This window comes from Hyphomicrobium sp. 2TAF46, assembly GCF_052114865.1.
Taxonomy (GTDB): Bacteria; Pseudomonadota; Alphaproteobacteria; order Rhizobiales; family Hyphomicrobiaceae; genus Hyphomicrobium_B.
Genome location: NZ_JBFRFO010000011.1, coordinates 53,055 through 66,738, shown reverse-complemented (window position 1 = coordinate 66,738; position 13,684 = coordinate 53,055). Strand labels below are relative to the sequence as shown.

The 13,684-nt window shown below is 59.5% G+C and carries 15 protein-coding genes; 9 read left to right on the top strand and 6 right to left on the bottom strand.

Annotated elements, in window-relative coordinates:
• Positions 1–128 precede the first annotated feature (128 nt).
• Together AB4Z24_RS20175 and AB4Z24_RS20170 are read right to left on the bottom strand one after the other, a co-directional pair.
• On the bottom strand, positions 129–449 hold the full coding sequence (locus AB4Z24_RS20175) for a hypothetical protein (protein WP_441711076.1): 321 nt from the start codon (positions 447–449) through the stop codon (positions 129–131).
• A gap of 267 nt (positions 450–716) precedes the next feature.
• Entirely contained in the window at positions 717–857 is a 141-nt protein-coding gene (locus tag AB4Z24_RS20170) for a hypothetical protein (protein WP_441711074.1), read from the bottom strand.
• 284 nt (positions 858–1,141) lie between these two features.
• On the opposite strand from AB4Z24_RS20170, the gene AB4Z24_RS20165 reads away from it, so the two are divergent.
• Positions 1,142–1,507, top strand: a complete 366-nt coding sequence (locus AB4Z24_RS20165) for a hypothetical protein (RefSeq protein WP_441711072.1) — start codon at positions 1,142–1,144, stop codon at positions 1,505–1,507.
• Between the two features lie 70 nt (positions 1,508–1,577).
• Positions 1,578–1,880, top strand: a complete 303-nt coding sequence (locus AB4Z24_RS20160; protein ID WP_441711070.1) for a hypothetical protein — start codon at positions 1,578–1,580, stop codon at positions 1,878–1,880.
• A 36-nt stretch (positions 1,881–1,916) separates the two neighbouring features.
• On the opposite strand, the gene AB4Z24_RS20155 is transcribed toward AB4Z24_RS20160, so the two are convergent.
• The 3 genes from AB4Z24_RS20155 to AB4Z24_RS20145 form a co-directional block, all read right to left on the bottom strand.
• Entirely contained in the window at positions 1,917–2,270 is a 354-nt protein-coding gene (locus tag AB4Z24_RS20155; protein ID WP_441711068.1) for a hypothetical protein, read from the bottom strand.
• Between the two features lie 720 nt (positions 2,271–2,990).
• Entirely contained in the window at positions 2,991–3,143 is a 153-nt protein-coding gene (locus AB4Z24_RS20150) for a hypothetical protein (protein ID WP_441711066.1), read from the bottom strand.
• A gap of 253 nt (positions 3,144–3,396) precedes the next feature.
• A complete protein-coding gene (locus AB4Z24_RS20145; RefSeq protein WP_441711064.1) occupies positions 3,397–3,564 on the bottom strand; it encodes a hypothetical protein in 168 nt (55 codons plus the stop codon).
• Between AB4Z24_RS20145 and AB4Z24_RS20140 the strand changes: the two genes are divergently transcribed.
• From AB4Z24_RS20140 to AB4Z24_RS20110, 7 genes are read left to right on the top strand one after another with little or no spacing between them, the layout of a single operon-like run.
• The gene (locus tag AB4Z24_RS20140; RefSeq protein ID WP_441711063.1) at positions 3,563–3,652 is read left to right on the top strand and encodes a K(+)-transporting ATPase subunit F; all 90 of its coding nucleotides are present in this window, start codon (positions 3,563–3,565) and stop codon (positions 3,650–3,652) included. The two genes, AB4Z24_RS20145 and AB4Z24_RS20140, sit on opposite strands and share 2 nt — an antisense overlap.
• 12 nt (positions 3,653–3,664) lie before the next feature.
• Positions 3,665–5,368 carry a potassium-transporting ATPase subunit KdpA gene (gene kdpA, locus AB4Z24_RS20135; protein ID WP_441711061.1) on the top strand — a complete coding sequence of 568 codons (1,704 nt, stop codon included), beginning with the start codon at positions 3,665–3,667 and terminating at the stop codon, positions 5,366–5,368.
• Between the two features lie 20 nt (positions 5,369–5,388).
• Positions 5,389–7,500, top strand: coding sequence for a potassium-transporting ATPase subunit KdpB (gene kdpB / locus AB4Z24_RS20130; protein ID WP_441711059.1), 2,112 nt, complete (start codon positions 5,389–5,391; stop codon positions 7,498–7,500).
• A gap of 11 nt (positions 7,501–7,511) precedes the next feature.
• Positions 7,512–8,117, top strand: coding sequence for a K(+)-transporting ATPase subunit C (locus AB4Z24_RS20125; protein ID WP_441711058.1), 606 nt, complete (start codon positions 7,512–7,514; stop codon positions 8,115–8,117).
• A gap of 37 nt (positions 8,118–8,154) precedes the next feature.
• Complete coding sequence (locus AB4Z24_RS20120) at positions 8,155–10,875, top strand: ATP-binding protein (RefSeq protein WP_441711056.1); 2,721 nt, start codon at positions 8,155–8,157, stop codon at positions 10,873–10,875.
• The gene (locus tag AB4Z24_RS20115) at positions 10,872–11,576 is read left to right on the top strand and encodes a response regulator (RefSeq protein ID WP_441711055.1); all 705 of its coding nucleotides are present in this window, start codon (positions 10,872–10,874) and stop codon (positions 11,574–11,576) included. Before AB4Z24_RS20120 ends, AB4Z24_RS20115 begins: the two co-directional genes overlap by 4 nt.
• Positions 11,573–12,037 carry a PTS sugar transporter subunit IIA gene (locus AB4Z24_RS20110; protein WP_441711053.1) on the top strand — a complete coding sequence of 155 codons (465 nt, stop codon included), beginning with the start codon at positions 11,573–11,575 and terminating at the stop codon, positions 12,035–12,037. Before AB4Z24_RS20115 ends, AB4Z24_RS20110 begins: the two co-directional genes overlap by 4 nt.
• Before the next feature lie 25 nt (positions 12,038–12,062).
• On the opposite strand, the gene AB4Z24_RS20105 is transcribed toward AB4Z24_RS20110, so the two are convergent.
• Positions 12,063–13,601 (bottom strand): acetolactate synthase large subunit, encoded by a 1,539-nt coding sequence (locus AB4Z24_RS20105; protein WP_441711051.1) that lies wholly within the window; start codon positions 13,599–13,601, stop codon positions 12,063–12,065.
• Between the last annotated feature and the right edge of the window lie 83 nt (positions 13,602–13,684).

Below are 13,684 nucleotides of genomic sequence, written 5' to 3'. Positions count from 1 at the left end.
GTGTGCAAAACGGTTTCCAGCGAGATGCGTTTGCGAATGGTCGTACCCATAGGAATAGCATTCGCGGATCGAATAGGCTCGCGATTCGGACGTGCGTGAGAGACCGTTTTGCGCGTTCGATCGCTCGATTATTTCGGCTGGACGCTCTGATCACCGCCTGGTTCGCCCGGCGGCACGATCACCGGCATTTTGTCTCCGGTTTGGGCGGGCGGCGCTTGATGAATTCCGGGATCGACACCCTGGGGCGGTTTCAGCACGCCATCGTTTTCGTCGAGCTTTTTGCTCAGAGGCTCGTCTTTGGGCTTGGTCTCTGCGGTCTTATCGTTGGCGCCCGCCGCAGGCGTTGCTTTAGTGGCGTCTCCAGTCGCTTCAGCATTCGACGGCGCCGCGTAGGCGCTCAACACTGCTGCTACGCAAAGAGCACAAACCAACGAGGAATCACGGCGCATTTTTGTTCCTTTTTGTGTCAGCCGTTCGGCCTAATAGTCAGCCAACGGGCCTCGCCCCTCCGAGGTTCCGAGGTGTTCACAGAGTTGGCACCGCCTGTGAAGTTCTGGTGCGGTGGGAACTGTTCGACGGACAATGGGTAAAATTCTCACCACGGCACGCACTACCCCTAGTGCGACTGCCCCCCAATGCCGTGGCTTAAGGGAGCACCCCGGTTTGGCAGGGGATCGGGGTGCCTCCATCTGCGCCGTTTTGAAACCGAAAGAATCTTAGCCCGGCCGCGACGAACCGCGGTCAGCGTTGGGGGCAGATTTTTTCATGAGCGAGTTGAGCTGACCGAAAAGCAATGGTCCCTCAACCTGATCGTCCTGATAGCCCTCTTCGCGCAGCTTGCGCTTGATGTCGGCCACTGTCGTGCATCGGCCCGATCGAGCAAGCTCGAACGCTCTTTCCAATTGCGAAACACGAATTCCCACGGCGATGCTCCTCAATCCTCATTCACGTCTTCTCGATGATCGTTCCAAGAGCGCGCGACAACTTGGCCCGCCATCATTCGGCCACGTGACATTGCGTTCAGCTTTGTCGCTCCTCTATTCGCCTCATTTACCATCCTCTCCGGGACGCATGCATAGGCCATGCTCAAAATGGTTCGGGGCGGTTTGGAGTTCCGATCTCTTTCTGGAATTTGTTTAAAATGACCCATCACCAGCCACACCATCACCAGCCTGCTGCCGACAATGCGCGCGTTTTCATTGCGTGCAGTGCAGAGTACAGGAACCGGAAAGCACTTGTAGAGGCTCTCGGATCTATCTTCCTCGACACCATCGATGGCCGGCGCGAATATTACTACTTCGAATGTCCCGTCATAAGTGAGATCTTCGACGACGGCGTTTTCGGCCCTTCGTCGTTTCGGCGCTTCGTTCCCGAAGACGCAACGGACTTGGCAATCCTAAAGTCTCTCAAGTTTACGCATATCGTTGCGGGTGGCGACGACGCGTTCATCACGACACTCATGTCGAAATTGGATGCACCGAACGCCATCCTTGTCCGTCTGACGTAGAAGACGCGAACCTTAGTTCGCCCCTGCGCGTTATATCTTCAAAGATGCTTCTCGGGATCGAGGATCAACAATGGGTAAACGCAAGGCGCAAATCGTCGAGCCGGAGGCCTTCGATCCGGACGAACGTTCGCCTGTGGTGGCGCCGCTGCCGGGGATGCCGCAAGCCGCTCCCTCGTATCCGGGAGACGCAGACGATTCCGATGACGAGCGCGAAGACGAAAACGAAGCCGTCCCGGACGGGGCCGGCCCCCGGTCGATTACCGTCGACGCCGAAGTTGAAAATCGTGATACGGCGCGCGGGCGCCTCAGAGAAGAGATCGACGCCGCCGACTATATCGATAACGATGACACAGATAATGATGACGACGAATAAATGCCAGGCGGATGGACCGCCTGGCATTCTGTGGCGCTAATGAATGGCGCGATATGCCTGCGCATCCCGTTCCGCAATCAGCCCTTTGACGGCGATGATCGCGTTCGACATCCGGCGCTTGACCGGATAACGCGCGGGTGGTTCCGACGTAAAGACGGGTGGAATGCTCCGCTCGGCTATCGCCCGGCAGAAGGCGATGGTTTCAGGATTTTGCGAATAGGGCAGGATGACCGCGTCGATCTTTTTTGAATCCAGCAGTTTCTCCGCCGACGCGAAATTCGCAACCACATGGGTCGTCGCACCTGCGGTGATGAACGATTGGCGCAAATCAAAGGCGGTTTCGCCATTCGGATCGACAATGAGTACAGAAAGATTTTTGAGAGTCGTCATAGTGGGTACCTTGCGGCGCGATGCGGTCGCGCTTTCCGCTTGGAGCTTGAACCGATGCCCGGTCAAGCAGTCCCAGGATGACAGCAACGCACCGGGGGACGTGCTGACAAAGCGATCATTGCTCCCGGTGCCGACAGCTATGCATTTGCTCCGACCTCAGGCAAGCAGAACCTCCTTCACTGTACGTACATTCGTCGCTGCATCGCACATTATAAACGCATTCTAAAATTCAATGCAGTTTCCACTGCGTGGCGTTCAACGCCAGAAAACACTCGTTTTTTATGCGCGTTTAGATGCGGCGTTTGCGATCCGGCTGCTCCTTTCGACGATGAATAGTTTTCGCAACGCACAGGCAAACATTCCCTCGCAAGCGACAGCTCGAAGCTGCAATAAACAACGGCAGCATCGCGCGCACCTGCTCCTTATTCGCTACTGCATGTGTGGCGTTTCAACTTGCTTTCAAAATCGGCCGGCATCCGGAACACCTCGCATTGGGATCCGTTCAACAGGCAGGATCAACAGAAGAGGAGAAAGCATCATGAAGCGGGTGATGGCTGCCGCTGCGACCGGTCTTCTGCTTGGAGCGAACGCAGTGTTTGCTGCGGGAGCCGGGGGTACAGGCGGAGCTGGAGTGGGTGCGGGCGTCGGCGCAGGGGCCGGATCGAGCACCGGGATTGGCTCCAGTGCAGGTACGGGGTCGAAGTCGAGTAGTGGATCGAATTACGATCCGGGATCGACGACACCGTTGACGCCGACGCCGAGGATAACCGGCAGCGGGGCTGTTACAAATCCAACGGGTCCTGCAAGCGCAAATCCGGCAATGCCCAGTAACGGCTCGAGCACCGGATCATCGGGAACGGGCACGTCGAGCACGAGCGGGACAGGCGCCGCCTCCCCTCCAGTACCGGGTCAAACCACCGTTCCCGAAAACTCAACAGCTCTTCCGCAAACGGGCGGAACAACCACCCCATAATCGGATAACCCGCACGCTCTTCGACTCGCTCCGAGGCGTGAGCCCGGACCGTGCCGGTGCCGTTTCGCGTTTCGACACCAGATATTTCGAAACCGCCGCCCCGCGCTCTTTATGAGATTCCTATAAGTCCCCCGATCCGGACAACTCGAATTCCTATGCCGCGAGTGGCACGTATCCGCTGCTCGCCACCCATCCCTGCGCGAGATCAAAGGATCGGAACATCAGATGTACGACATCATCCTTCTCGCAGGCGGACTGGCGCTCTTCGCGCTTTCCGTCGCCTACGCCTTCGCCTGCGATCGGCTGTGAGGAATCTCTCATGACATTCGATTATGCATTGGCAGGGCTCGTGACGGCCGGACTGCTGCTTTATCTCATCTACGCGCTCGTGCGCCCTGAATCCTTCTGAAAGGCATCTCAAATGACCCTCGCCGGTTGGGCGCAGATCGCCTTGTTCTGCGCCGTCGTCGTTGCGCTCGTAAAACCTCTCGGCTGGTACATGAACCGCGTGTTTGCGGGCGAGAGAACGTTTCTTTCCCCAGCGGTGAGGCCGATCGAGGTCTCACTTTATAAAATCGCTGGCATGAACGAGCGGTCCGAGCAGGATTGGCTGACGTATACCGTCTCCATGCTAATGTTCCATGTCGGCGGCTTTCTCATTCTCTATGTCCTGCTGCGGACGCAAGGCTGGTTGCCGTTCAATCCTCAGGGCATGACGGCGGTCGCGCCGGATCTGTCGTTCAATACCGCTGTCAGCTTCATAACGAATACGAACTGGCAGAACTACGGTGGAGAATCGGCGCTTTCCTATCTCAGCCAGATGCTCGGGCTGACGCATCAGAACTTCCTATCGGCCGCGACTGGCATCGTCATCGCCATTGCGCTCATTCGCGGTTTCACTCGCGCTTCGACGCGCAATATCGGCAACTTCTGGGTCGATATCACCCGTTGCACGCTCTACATTCTATTGCCGATTTGCATTGTCTACACGCTGTTCCTGGTTTGGGACGGCATACCGCAGACGCTCGGCGCTTATGTCGACGCGACGACGCTCGACGGCGGCACGCAGACGATCGCGGTCGGCCCCGTCGCCTCGCAGGTTGCCATCAAGATGCTCGGCACGAACGGCGGCGGCTTCTTCAATGCCAACGCGGCGCATCCTTTTGAAAATCCGACGGCGTTCTGCAACTTCGTGCAGATGGTGTCGATCTTTGCTCTTGGCGCAGCGCTGACAAACGTCTTCGGCCGCATGGCGGGAAATCAGAAGCAAGGCTGGGCAATCCTCTGGGTCATGGGCGTTCTCTTCGTCGCAGGCGTCGCCGCCTGCTACTGGGCGGAATCGGCCGGCATCACCGGTCTCAACGCGCTCGGCCTGACTGGCGGCAACATGGAAGGCAAAGAGGTTCGCTTCGGGATCGCCGCGTCTTCGCTCTTCGCGGTCGTCACGACGGCTGCTTCATGCGGCGCCGTCAACGCCATGCATGACTCATTCACGGCACTCGGCGGCATGATCCCAATGATCAACATGCAGCTCGGTGAGATCATTATCGGCGGCGTCGGCGCAGGCCTTTACGGCATGCTGATCTTCATCGTGATCGCGATCTTCGTCGCCGGTCTCATGGTTGGCCGGACGCCGGAGTACGTCGGCAAGAAAATCGAATCGAAGGAAGTGAAGATGGCGATGCTCGCGATCCTCGTCCTTCCGCTCATGTACTTGGGCTTCACGGCCGTGGCGTCGGTTCTTCCATCCGCCGTCGCCTCCATCGCGAACCCCGGGCCGCACGGCTTCTCGGAGATGCTCTATCTCTTCACATCCTCGACCGCGAACAACGGTTCGGCGTTTGGTGGCATCTCCGGCAATACCCCATTCTACAACATCACCGGCGCCATCGCGATGTTCGTCGGCCGCTTCTTCATGATCATTCCGGCGCTCGCCATTGCCGGATCGATGGCCGAGAAGAAGATCGTGCCGCCATCGGCGGGCACTTTTCCAACGACAGGAACCCTCTTCGTCGGATTGGTCGTCGGCGTCATCGTCATCGTTGGTGGACTGACGTTCTTCCCTGCGCTGGCTCTCGGTCCGATCGTCGAGCACATCTCGATGACCAGAAATATGCTCTTCTGATTTCCTCGGAGATACGCGAAATGGAAACTACGGTGCGCAAGAAGGGCTCGGCGGCAACGATGCTCGATCCACAGATCGTCCTCCCCGCGATCAGATCGGCATTCATCAAGCTCGATCCCAGGACGCTGATCAGAAATCCGATCATGTTCGTGCTCGAAATCGTGTCGCTGCTGACGACGATCATCTTCATCCGCGACCTCGTTCAGGGCGGCGAGCACCTCGGCTTCACATTCCAAATCATCCTGTGGCTGTGGTTCACGGTGCTCTTTGCCAATTTCGCCGAGGCCATAGCCGAGGGACGAGGAAAGGCGCAGGCAGATGCGCTGCGCCAGCAACGTACCGAGACCCAGGCGAAGCTGATGAGCGGCGCGGACAAAGCCTTCAGGCTCGTTCCGGGAACGTCACTCGCCGTCGGCGATGTCGTTCTTGTTGAAGCCGGCGATACGATCCCGTCCGACGGTGAAGTCATCGAGGGTATCGCGTCAGTGAATGAATCGGCGATTACGGGCGAGTCGGCTCCGGTCATTCGTGAATCCGGCGGCGATCGCTCCGCGGTGACAGGCGGCACGCAGGTTCTATCGGACTGGATCGTCGTGCGCATCAGCGCGGCGCAGGGCTCGACATTCCTCGATCGCATGATCAGGCTCGTCGAAGGCGCCGAGCGGCAGAAGACGCCGAACGAGATCGCGCTCAACATTTTGCTTGCCGGATTGACGATCGTCTTCGTTTTCGCCACCGCGACAATTCCGAGCTACGCGGCTTATGCGGGGGGTACCATCTCCGTCGTCGTGCTCGTTGCGCTGTTCGTGACGCTTATCCCGACGACGATCGGCGCCCTTCTTTCCGCTATCGGCATCGCGGGCATGGACCGTCTCGTCCGCTTCAATGTGCTCGCGATGTCCGGACGTGCGGTCGAAGCTGCGGGCGATGTTGATACGCTGCTCCTCGACAAGACGGGTACAATCACGCTTGGCAACCGCCAGGCGACGGAATTCCTGCCGCTCACGGGCGTCAGCGAAGCCGAGCTTGCAGATGCGGCTCAGCTTTCGTCACTCGCTGACGAAACGCCGGAAGGACGTTCCATCGTCGTTCTCGCGAAGGAGAAGTACGGGCTTCGCGGCCGCGATATTGCCGATGTGAAAGCGCACTTCATACCGTTCACAGCGCAGAGCCGGATGAGCGGCGTCGAGACCGATGAATCGTCCATTCGCAAGGGCGCGGTCGATGCAGTCATACGATACGTCAGTTCGATCGGCGCATCGCCGCTTTCAGCCGGATCGGCGGCACCGGCATTGCGGCCGGCAATGAGTGCCGAGACCGCGCGGGAGATCAAACTTATAACGGATACGATTTCCAAATCCGGAGGTACGCCGCTTGCCGTTGCCAAGGACGGCCGGTTGCTCGGCGCCATCCATCTCAAGGACATCGTCAAGGGTGGCATTCGTGAACGCTTCGCCGAGCTTCGCCGGATGGGCATTCGCACCGTCATGATCACTGGCGATAATCCGATGACCGCCGCGGCCATCGCGGCGGAAGCCGGTGTCGACGATTTTCTCGCGCAAGCAACGCCCGAGGACAAGCTGCGCCTCATCCGCGACGAACAAGCCAAGGGCAAGCTGGTCGCGATGTGCGGCGACGGCACGAACGACGCTCCTGCTCTGGCTCAGGCGGACGTCGGCGTGGCAATGAATACCGGTACGGTCGCCGCCCGCGAGGCCGGAAACATGGTCGATCTCGACAGCAATCCGACGAAGCTCATCGAGATCGTTGAAATCGGCAAACAGCTTCTGATGACGCGCGGTGCGTTGACGACGTTTTCCATCGCGAACGACGTAGCCAAATACTTCGCGATCATCCCGGCAATGTTCCTTGCCTTCTATCCGCAGTTGCAAGTTCTCAACATCATGAATCTCGGGAGCCCGCAGAGTGCGATTCTGTCAGCGATCATCTTCAATGCCCTGATCATTATCGCTCTGATCCCGCTGGCGCTGAAAGGGGTCGCCTATCGCCCGATCGGCGCGGGTCCTCTGCTCAGCAGAAATCTCCTGATCTACGGCCTCGGCGGCGTCTTGATCCCCTTCATCGGCATCAAGGCGATCGACGTCGCCGTCAATGTTCTGCACCTCGTCTAAGGGGAACTTCGATGCTCAAACTCTTTCGCCCGGCGTTCGTGTTGCTGATCGCGCTGACCGTCCTGACGGGCCTCATCTATCCTCTGGTAATGACCGGAATTGCCGGCGTGCTCTTTCCAAAGCAGGCGCAGGGAAGTCTGATCGTGCGCAATGGGAAAGTCGTCGGGTCGGAACTGATCGGCCAGAATTTCACCAGCGACCGGTATTTCCGCGGCCGGCCGTCGGCAACGACGGGGACCGATCCCGCCGATCCAAGCAAAACTGTGCCGCAGCCTTATAATGCGGCGAACTCCATGGGATCGAACCTCGGGCCGACGAACAAGGCGCTGATCGACCGCGTGAAGGGCGACGTCGATAAGCTCAAAGCGGAAAACCCGGGGGTGCCCGTTCCGCTCGATCTGGTGACGACGACCGCCAGCGGGCTCGATCCGGATATTTCGCCGGCGGCGGCATATTTCCAGGTACCCCGCGTCGCCAAGGCCCGCAACCTGCTGGAGCAAGACGTTAAGAAACTCGTCGATAGGCATATCGAAACGCGCCTTTTTGGTTTAATCGGTGAACCCCATATCAATGTGCTGGCGCTGAACCTCGATCTGGACGGCGTCGCCACGCGTTAAATCTAACGCGGCGGCAGGTGCCCCAGGAATGGCCTAGATGGCAGACGATACCCACGCGGAGCACAAGCGGCCATCACCGGACGCTCTTCTCGAGATTTCACGCCGGGAGGCACACCGCTGCGGCCGATTGAAGATCTTTCTCGGCGCTGCCCCCGGCGTCGGGAAGACGTATGAGATGCTGCGCACCGCGCGCGCAAAGATCAGGGAAGGCGTTGATGTCGTTGCGGGCGTCGTCGAGACGCACGGCCGAAAGGAGACGAAGGCGCTTCTGCGCAACATCGAGATCATTCCGCCGCGGCAGATCGAATATAAGGGCAAGCTTCTCGATGAGCTCGATCTCGACGCGCTGATTGCTCGCCGTCCGCAAATCGCGCTGGTGGATGAGCTGGCGCACACGAACGCCCCTTCGAGCCGGCATCCCAAGCGTTACCTCGACGTCCAGGAATTATTGGATCAGGGCATCGACGTCTACACGACGGTCAATATCCAACACGTCGAAAGTCTGAACGAAGTCGTCGCGCAGATTACCGGTGTCCGCGTGCGCGAAACGGTGCCCGATTCAATTCTCGCCCGTGCCGACGATGTCGAACTCGTCGATATCACGCCTGAGGATCTGATCCAACGGCTCAAGGAGGGAAGAGTTTATATTCCCGAGCAGGCTCACCTCGCGCTCGAGAACTTCTTCTCGCCCGTCAATCTGACGGCACTACGCGAATTGGCGTTGCGGCAGACGGCCGAACGCGTCGACGAACAACTCGTTACGCAACTCCGCGCGAAAGCAATGTCGGGCCCATGGGCCGCTTGCGAACGCGTGCTCGTCTGCATCAGCGATGATCCCCGCTCGGCAGGGCTCGTGCGTTACGCCAAGCGCGCCGCCGATCGCCTGCATGCGCCTTGGACTGCGTTGACAATCGAGACCCGGCGCAGCCTCCGTCTTTCCGACGAGGAGCGTAACCGCATCGCGGAAGCTCTGCGCCTTGCCGAGCAGTTGGGCGCGGAAACGCTCACGATCCCAGGAAGCTCACGGAAGATCGCCGACGATATCATAGCATATGCGCGCGACCATAACGTCACGCAGATCATCATCGGCAAGTCCGAACGGCCGCGCTGGTTCGAGATTCTCAACGGCTCGGTCGTTCACGATCTCGTCCGGCAATCGGCCGACATCAGCGTTCATGTCATTTCGGGCCAACAGCTGCCCGCTCCCCAACCGAGGCCGGCGGTGAGAGCTGCACCCGCGGCCCGTTCGAACAATCTCATAGCCTATACATTCGCTCTAGCGGCTGTGACGGTCGCGCTCGGCTTAGCGTTGTTGCTCAAGCCATGGATCGGCGTCGAGAGCGTCGACCTCATTTTTCTGACAAGCGTTATCGCCGTCGCGGTCGGCTATGGCCTCTTGCCTTCGCTTGTCGCGAGCATGCTCGGGTCGCTAACGTATAATTTCTTTTTTCTCCCGCCGCTCTACACTTTCACCATTTCGGATCCCAAGAACGTCGCAGCATTTGTGACGTTCGCAATCGTCGCAATCGTCGTTTCGAACATCGCGGCCCGCATGCGCAGCCAAGCCGTCATTGCCGTCAATCGTGCTAGTACCACAGAATCACTCTACGGCTTCAGCCGCAAGCTCGCCGGGATCGGAACTCTCGACGATGTGCTATGGGCGACCGCCTTCCAGATCGCTTCGATGCTGAAGGTTCGCGTCGTGCTGCTGTTGCCGGAAAATGGAGGAATCGCCGTGAAAGCCGGCTACCCGCCGGAAGATACGCTCGATGACTCCGATCTCGCGGCCGCCACGTGGGCATGGATGAACGATCGCCCTGCCGGGCGCGGCGCAGACACCCTCCCCGGCTCGCAAAGGCTTTTTCTGCCGATGCACACCGATCGCGGCGTCGTCGGCGTGGCCGGGATCGACAGCGACAAGCCGGGGCCATTGCTGACGCCCGATCAGCGGCGTTTGTTCGACGCGCTGATCAACCAGGGCGCTCTGGCCATCGAACGCGTGCGGTTGGTGCAAGACATCGAGCAGGCGAAGCGCACGATGGAGACCGAACGTCTTCGTGCCGCGTTGCTGACGTCGCTATCGCATGACCTCAAGACGCCGCTTGCGGCAATTCTTGGAGCCGCCAGCACCATGCGCGATGTTTCCGACAAGCTCGACGATGTCTCACGCCGCGAACTCCTTTCCACGGTCATCGATGAATCCGAACGCCTCAATCGCTTCATCGCCAATCTGTTGGATATGACCAAGCTTGAGGCGGGCGCCGTAGCGCCGAAGCCGGAGGTGCATGACGTCAGCGAGATCGTCGATGCGACGCTCAAGAGAGCAAAGAAAATCCTCGCGCATCATCGCGTGCAATACAGTTCCGCCGCGGGCAATCCGCAAGTCCGGACCGATCCGGTTCTCCTGGAGCAGGTGCTTTTCAATATTCTGGATAATGCTGCAAAATACGCGCCCGGGGGTACGGGCATTCACATCAGGGCGTGGCAGGATTACGACCAGCTAACGTTGCAGATTTCCGATGAAGGTCCCGGAATCCCGCCGGCCGATCTTGAGCGGATCTTCGATAAATTCTATCGTGCGCATAAGGGCGATCGGGTTCGCGCCGGCACCGGCCTCGGACTTCCGATCGCGCGAGGGTTTGTCGAGATCATGGGCGGCACGATCACGGCCGCCAACCGTACCGACGGCCACGGGGCCGTATTTACGATCACCTTGCCTGCCGGCTACGAGAGCGAAACGTTGGATCACGCCGCATGAGTGCGCCTCTCAACGTTCTGGTCATCGACGACGAACCGCCCATTCGGAAGCTCCTCCGTATGAGCCTTGCCACGCAGGGCTATCAGGTAACGGATGCGCCCAACGCCAAGACCGCGCTGGAGCTGATGGACACGAAGCCGGATCTCATCATCCTGGACCTCGGACTTCCCGACATGCAAGGTCTCGATTTGCTGCGCGAACTGCGCGCGAAAAACGAATCCGTTCCAATCGTGGTGCTTTCAAGCCGAGCCGACGAGGGTGCCAAAGTCCATGCCCTCGATCTCGGCGCAGACGACTACGTTACGAAGCCGTTCGGTATCAACGAGCTTCTTGCGCGCATCCGCGCGGCGCTGCGTCACCAGCTGCAAAGCCAAGGCGAGCGCCCCATTTTTCGCACTGGGGATTTATCGGTCGATCTCGTCCGGCGCATCGTCAAAGTTGGGGAGCGCGAGGTGAAGCTATCGCCGAAGGAATACGACCTGCTCCGCTTGTTCGTTCAACATGCAGGAAAAGTCTTAACCCATAATCTATTGTTGCGGGAACTCTGGGGGCCGTCGGCGGATTCACAGTACGTGCGCGTCTACGTCCGGCAGTTGAGGCAAAAGATCGAAACTCAGCCGGACAGCCCGGAGTACATTCTGACCGAAACAGGCGTTGGATATCGCCTGCGCATCCCCGACGAACTCGAGCAGGCGAAATGACGAACAGCATCTCAAATTTCCTCTCGCCGAGCGACGTGCTCCTCGATTTCCGCGCACCGGATAAACTCTCTCTGCTGCGTGACTTGGCGCGACACGCTGCGCCATCCACCGGCTTGAGCAGCGATGTCATCGTCACGGAACTCATGAAGCGCGAGCAGCTCGGATCGACGGGCATGGGCGGGGGTGTAGCCATTCCGCACGCGCGTTATCTCGGGCTGAAAAAGCCCTTCGGACTCGTCGCGCGTCTGAGGCCTGCGATGGATTTTGAAGCGATCGACAATCTGCCGGTCGACCTGGTTTTCGTTCTGCTCGTTCCAGCAGCCGCCGAAGGCGATCATCTCAATATGCTGGCCGCGGTGTCGCGACGCATGCGCAGCCGCGAGGTTACTCAGAAACTGCGCGTCATTCAGGACCCGAACATTTTTTATCGGCTGATCACGGCAGAGCCAGAGAAGCGGTGACCACGCCAAACCGCGGTTGATTGAGTTACGACATAATCGCTTCGATCAGCCGTGGTCCTTTTCGCGCGAGAGCATTCTCCAACTCGCGTGCGAGGCCCTCGGCGCTGTCGACGGCGACGGACGGCACGCCGAAGCCTTCGCCAATCCTGACCCAATCGAGATAGGGGTGATCGAGCCCGGTCATCGAGCGCGCGATGGGACCGAGCGCCTTCACCCCGGCCCGTTCAAATTCCACATTCAAAATGTTGTAGCTGCGGTTGGAGCCGATAATAGTGACGACATCCAAATTCTCGCGCGCCTGTGTCCAGAATGCTTGGACCGAATACGCTCCGCAGCCGTCGGATTCGAAATTGATGACCTTGCGGCCAGGGCAAGCGATGGCTGCACCCGTTGCCGCTCCGGGCCCTTGGCCGATCGCGCCGCCGGTCAGCATCAGATGGCTGAAGCGCGGAGCACTTTGCGAGGAGTCGAAGTACGCCATTCCGACAGTCAGCGCCTCATCCATAACGATGCCGTTTTCAGGCTGAAGCCGCGCAATGACCGCAGCGACGGACTGCGTGTTCAACCTTCCTTTCGGCATCGCGGGTAACGGTGCGCGCGGGTTCTGAGGAATATCATTGGGCGCGTTGAGCTTCGCGGCCAATGCCTCGAGCGCGCCCAGCACATCCTCTGCGCTGGTCGCCAAGGCTACTGTCTGTTCTTCGCTGGTCAAATAGCTTGGCACGCCCGGATAACCGAAAAAGGCGACAGGGCGGCGCGTACCGGCGAGCACAACGCTTTCGTAGCGACGCGTGAGCGCCAGTGCCTGATCGGGGAAGTAAGGCAGCCTTGTCGCCGTGGGCAAATCGCCGCCGCGTTCCATGCGCGCGAAGAACGTATCGCAGAGGAGATCGGCGCCGGTCGCGACCGCGATTCTGCCGGCGAGCTTCAGACCGGCTTCCGACAGACCTTTGCCCCCTAACAGGATGGCGGACCTGCCTCGCTGCAGCGCCTTGGCCGACTCGCTGACATTTGCCGGCGAATAGCTGCTTTTGGGAACTTGGCGGCACGCAGGCCTCACATCGCCCGCTTCCGCCAACTGACAGTCATGCGGCACGATCAGCGTGGCGACACCGCCGCTGATTGCCGTGGCATTGATTGCATCGGCCAAGTTGACCGCAGTGTTTTGAGCATCGGTGCTTCTCTTCGTAAACACACTGAACGTGTGTGCAAGCGCTTCGATGTTTGATGCCAACAGTGGATCGGCCCGGATGTGCCATGTCGCATGTTCGCCGATGACGTTGAGAAGTGGCGTCCCTGCCCTGCGCGCGTTGTGCAGATTGGTCAGGCCGTTTGCCAGTCCCGGTCCGAGATGGAGCAGGCACATCGCCGGCTTCGACAACATTCTGCCGTAGCCATCGGCAGCGCCGGTCGCGACGTTCTCGTGAAGACAAAGGATACTGCGAATTCCCGGCGTCTCGTCGAGCGCGAGCACCAATGGCAGCTCGGTCGTCCCGGGATTGGCAAAGCAGACTTCGATGCCTTCGCTCAGCGCCGCCGCAATAAGTAATTGCGCACCATTCATGCCGTGGTTCCCTTCTGCTTCGCTCGCCCGGCTTTTCGAAGCGGCGCGCGCCGGAATTCGATACGGGAACACCGCTTTAGAGA

Excerpts from the sequence above, each read along its gene's own strand:
- AB4Z24_RS20175 (WP_441711076.1), bottom strand. The coding sequence starts at position 449 with ATGCGCCGTGATTCCTCGTTGGTTTGTGCTCTTTGCGTAGCAGCAGTG.
- AB4Z24_RS20165 (WP_441711072.1), top strand. The coding sequence starts at position 1,142 with ATGACCCATCACCAGCCACACCATCACCAGCCTGCTGCCGACAATGCG.
- AB4Z24_RS20160 (WP_441711070.1), top strand. The coding sequence starts at position 1,578 with ATGGGTAAACGCAAGGCGCAAATCGTCGAGCCGGAGGCCTTCGATCCG.
- AB4Z24_RS20155 (WP_441711068.1), bottom strand. The coding sequence starts at position 2,270 with ATGACGACTCTCAAAAATCTTTCTGTACTCATTGTCGATCCGAATGGC.
- AB4Z24_RS20140 (WP_441711063.1), top strand. The coding sequence starts at position 3,563 with ATGACATTCGATTATGCATTGGCAGGGCTCGTGACGGCCGGACTGCTG.
- AB4Z24_RS20145 (WP_441711064.1), bottom strand. The coding sequence starts at position 3,564 with ATGAGAGATTCCTCACAGCCGATCGCAGGCGAAGGCGTAGGCGACGGA.
- kdpA (WP_441711061.1), top strand. The coding sequence starts at position 3,665 with ATGACCCTCGCCGGTTGGGCGCAGATCGCCTTGTTCTGCGCCGTCGTC.
- kdpB (WP_441711059.1), top strand. The coding sequence starts at position 5,389 with ATGGAAACTACGGTGCGCAAGAAGGGCTCGGCGGCAACGATGCTCGAT.
- AB4Z24_RS20125 (WP_441711058.1), top strand. The coding sequence starts at position 7,512 with ATGCTCAAACTCTTTCGCCCGGCGTTCGTGTTGCTGATCGCGCTGACC.
- AB4Z24_RS20120 (WP_441711056.1), top strand. The coding sequence starts at position 8,155 with ATGGCAGACGATACCCACGCGGAGCACAAGCGGCCATCACCGGACGCT.
- AB4Z24_RS20115 (WP_441711055.1), top strand. The coding sequence starts at position 10,872 with ATGAGTGCGCCTCTCAACGTTCTGGTCATCGACGACGAACCGCCCATT.
- AB4Z24_RS20110 (WP_441711053.1), top strand. The coding sequence starts at position 11,573 with ATGACGAACAGCATCTCAAATTTCCTCTCGCCGAGCGACGTGCTCCTC.
- AB4Z24_RS20105 (WP_441711051.1), bottom strand. The coding sequence starts at position 13,601 with ATGAATGGTGCGCAATTACTTATTGCGGCGGCGCTGAGCGAAGGCATC.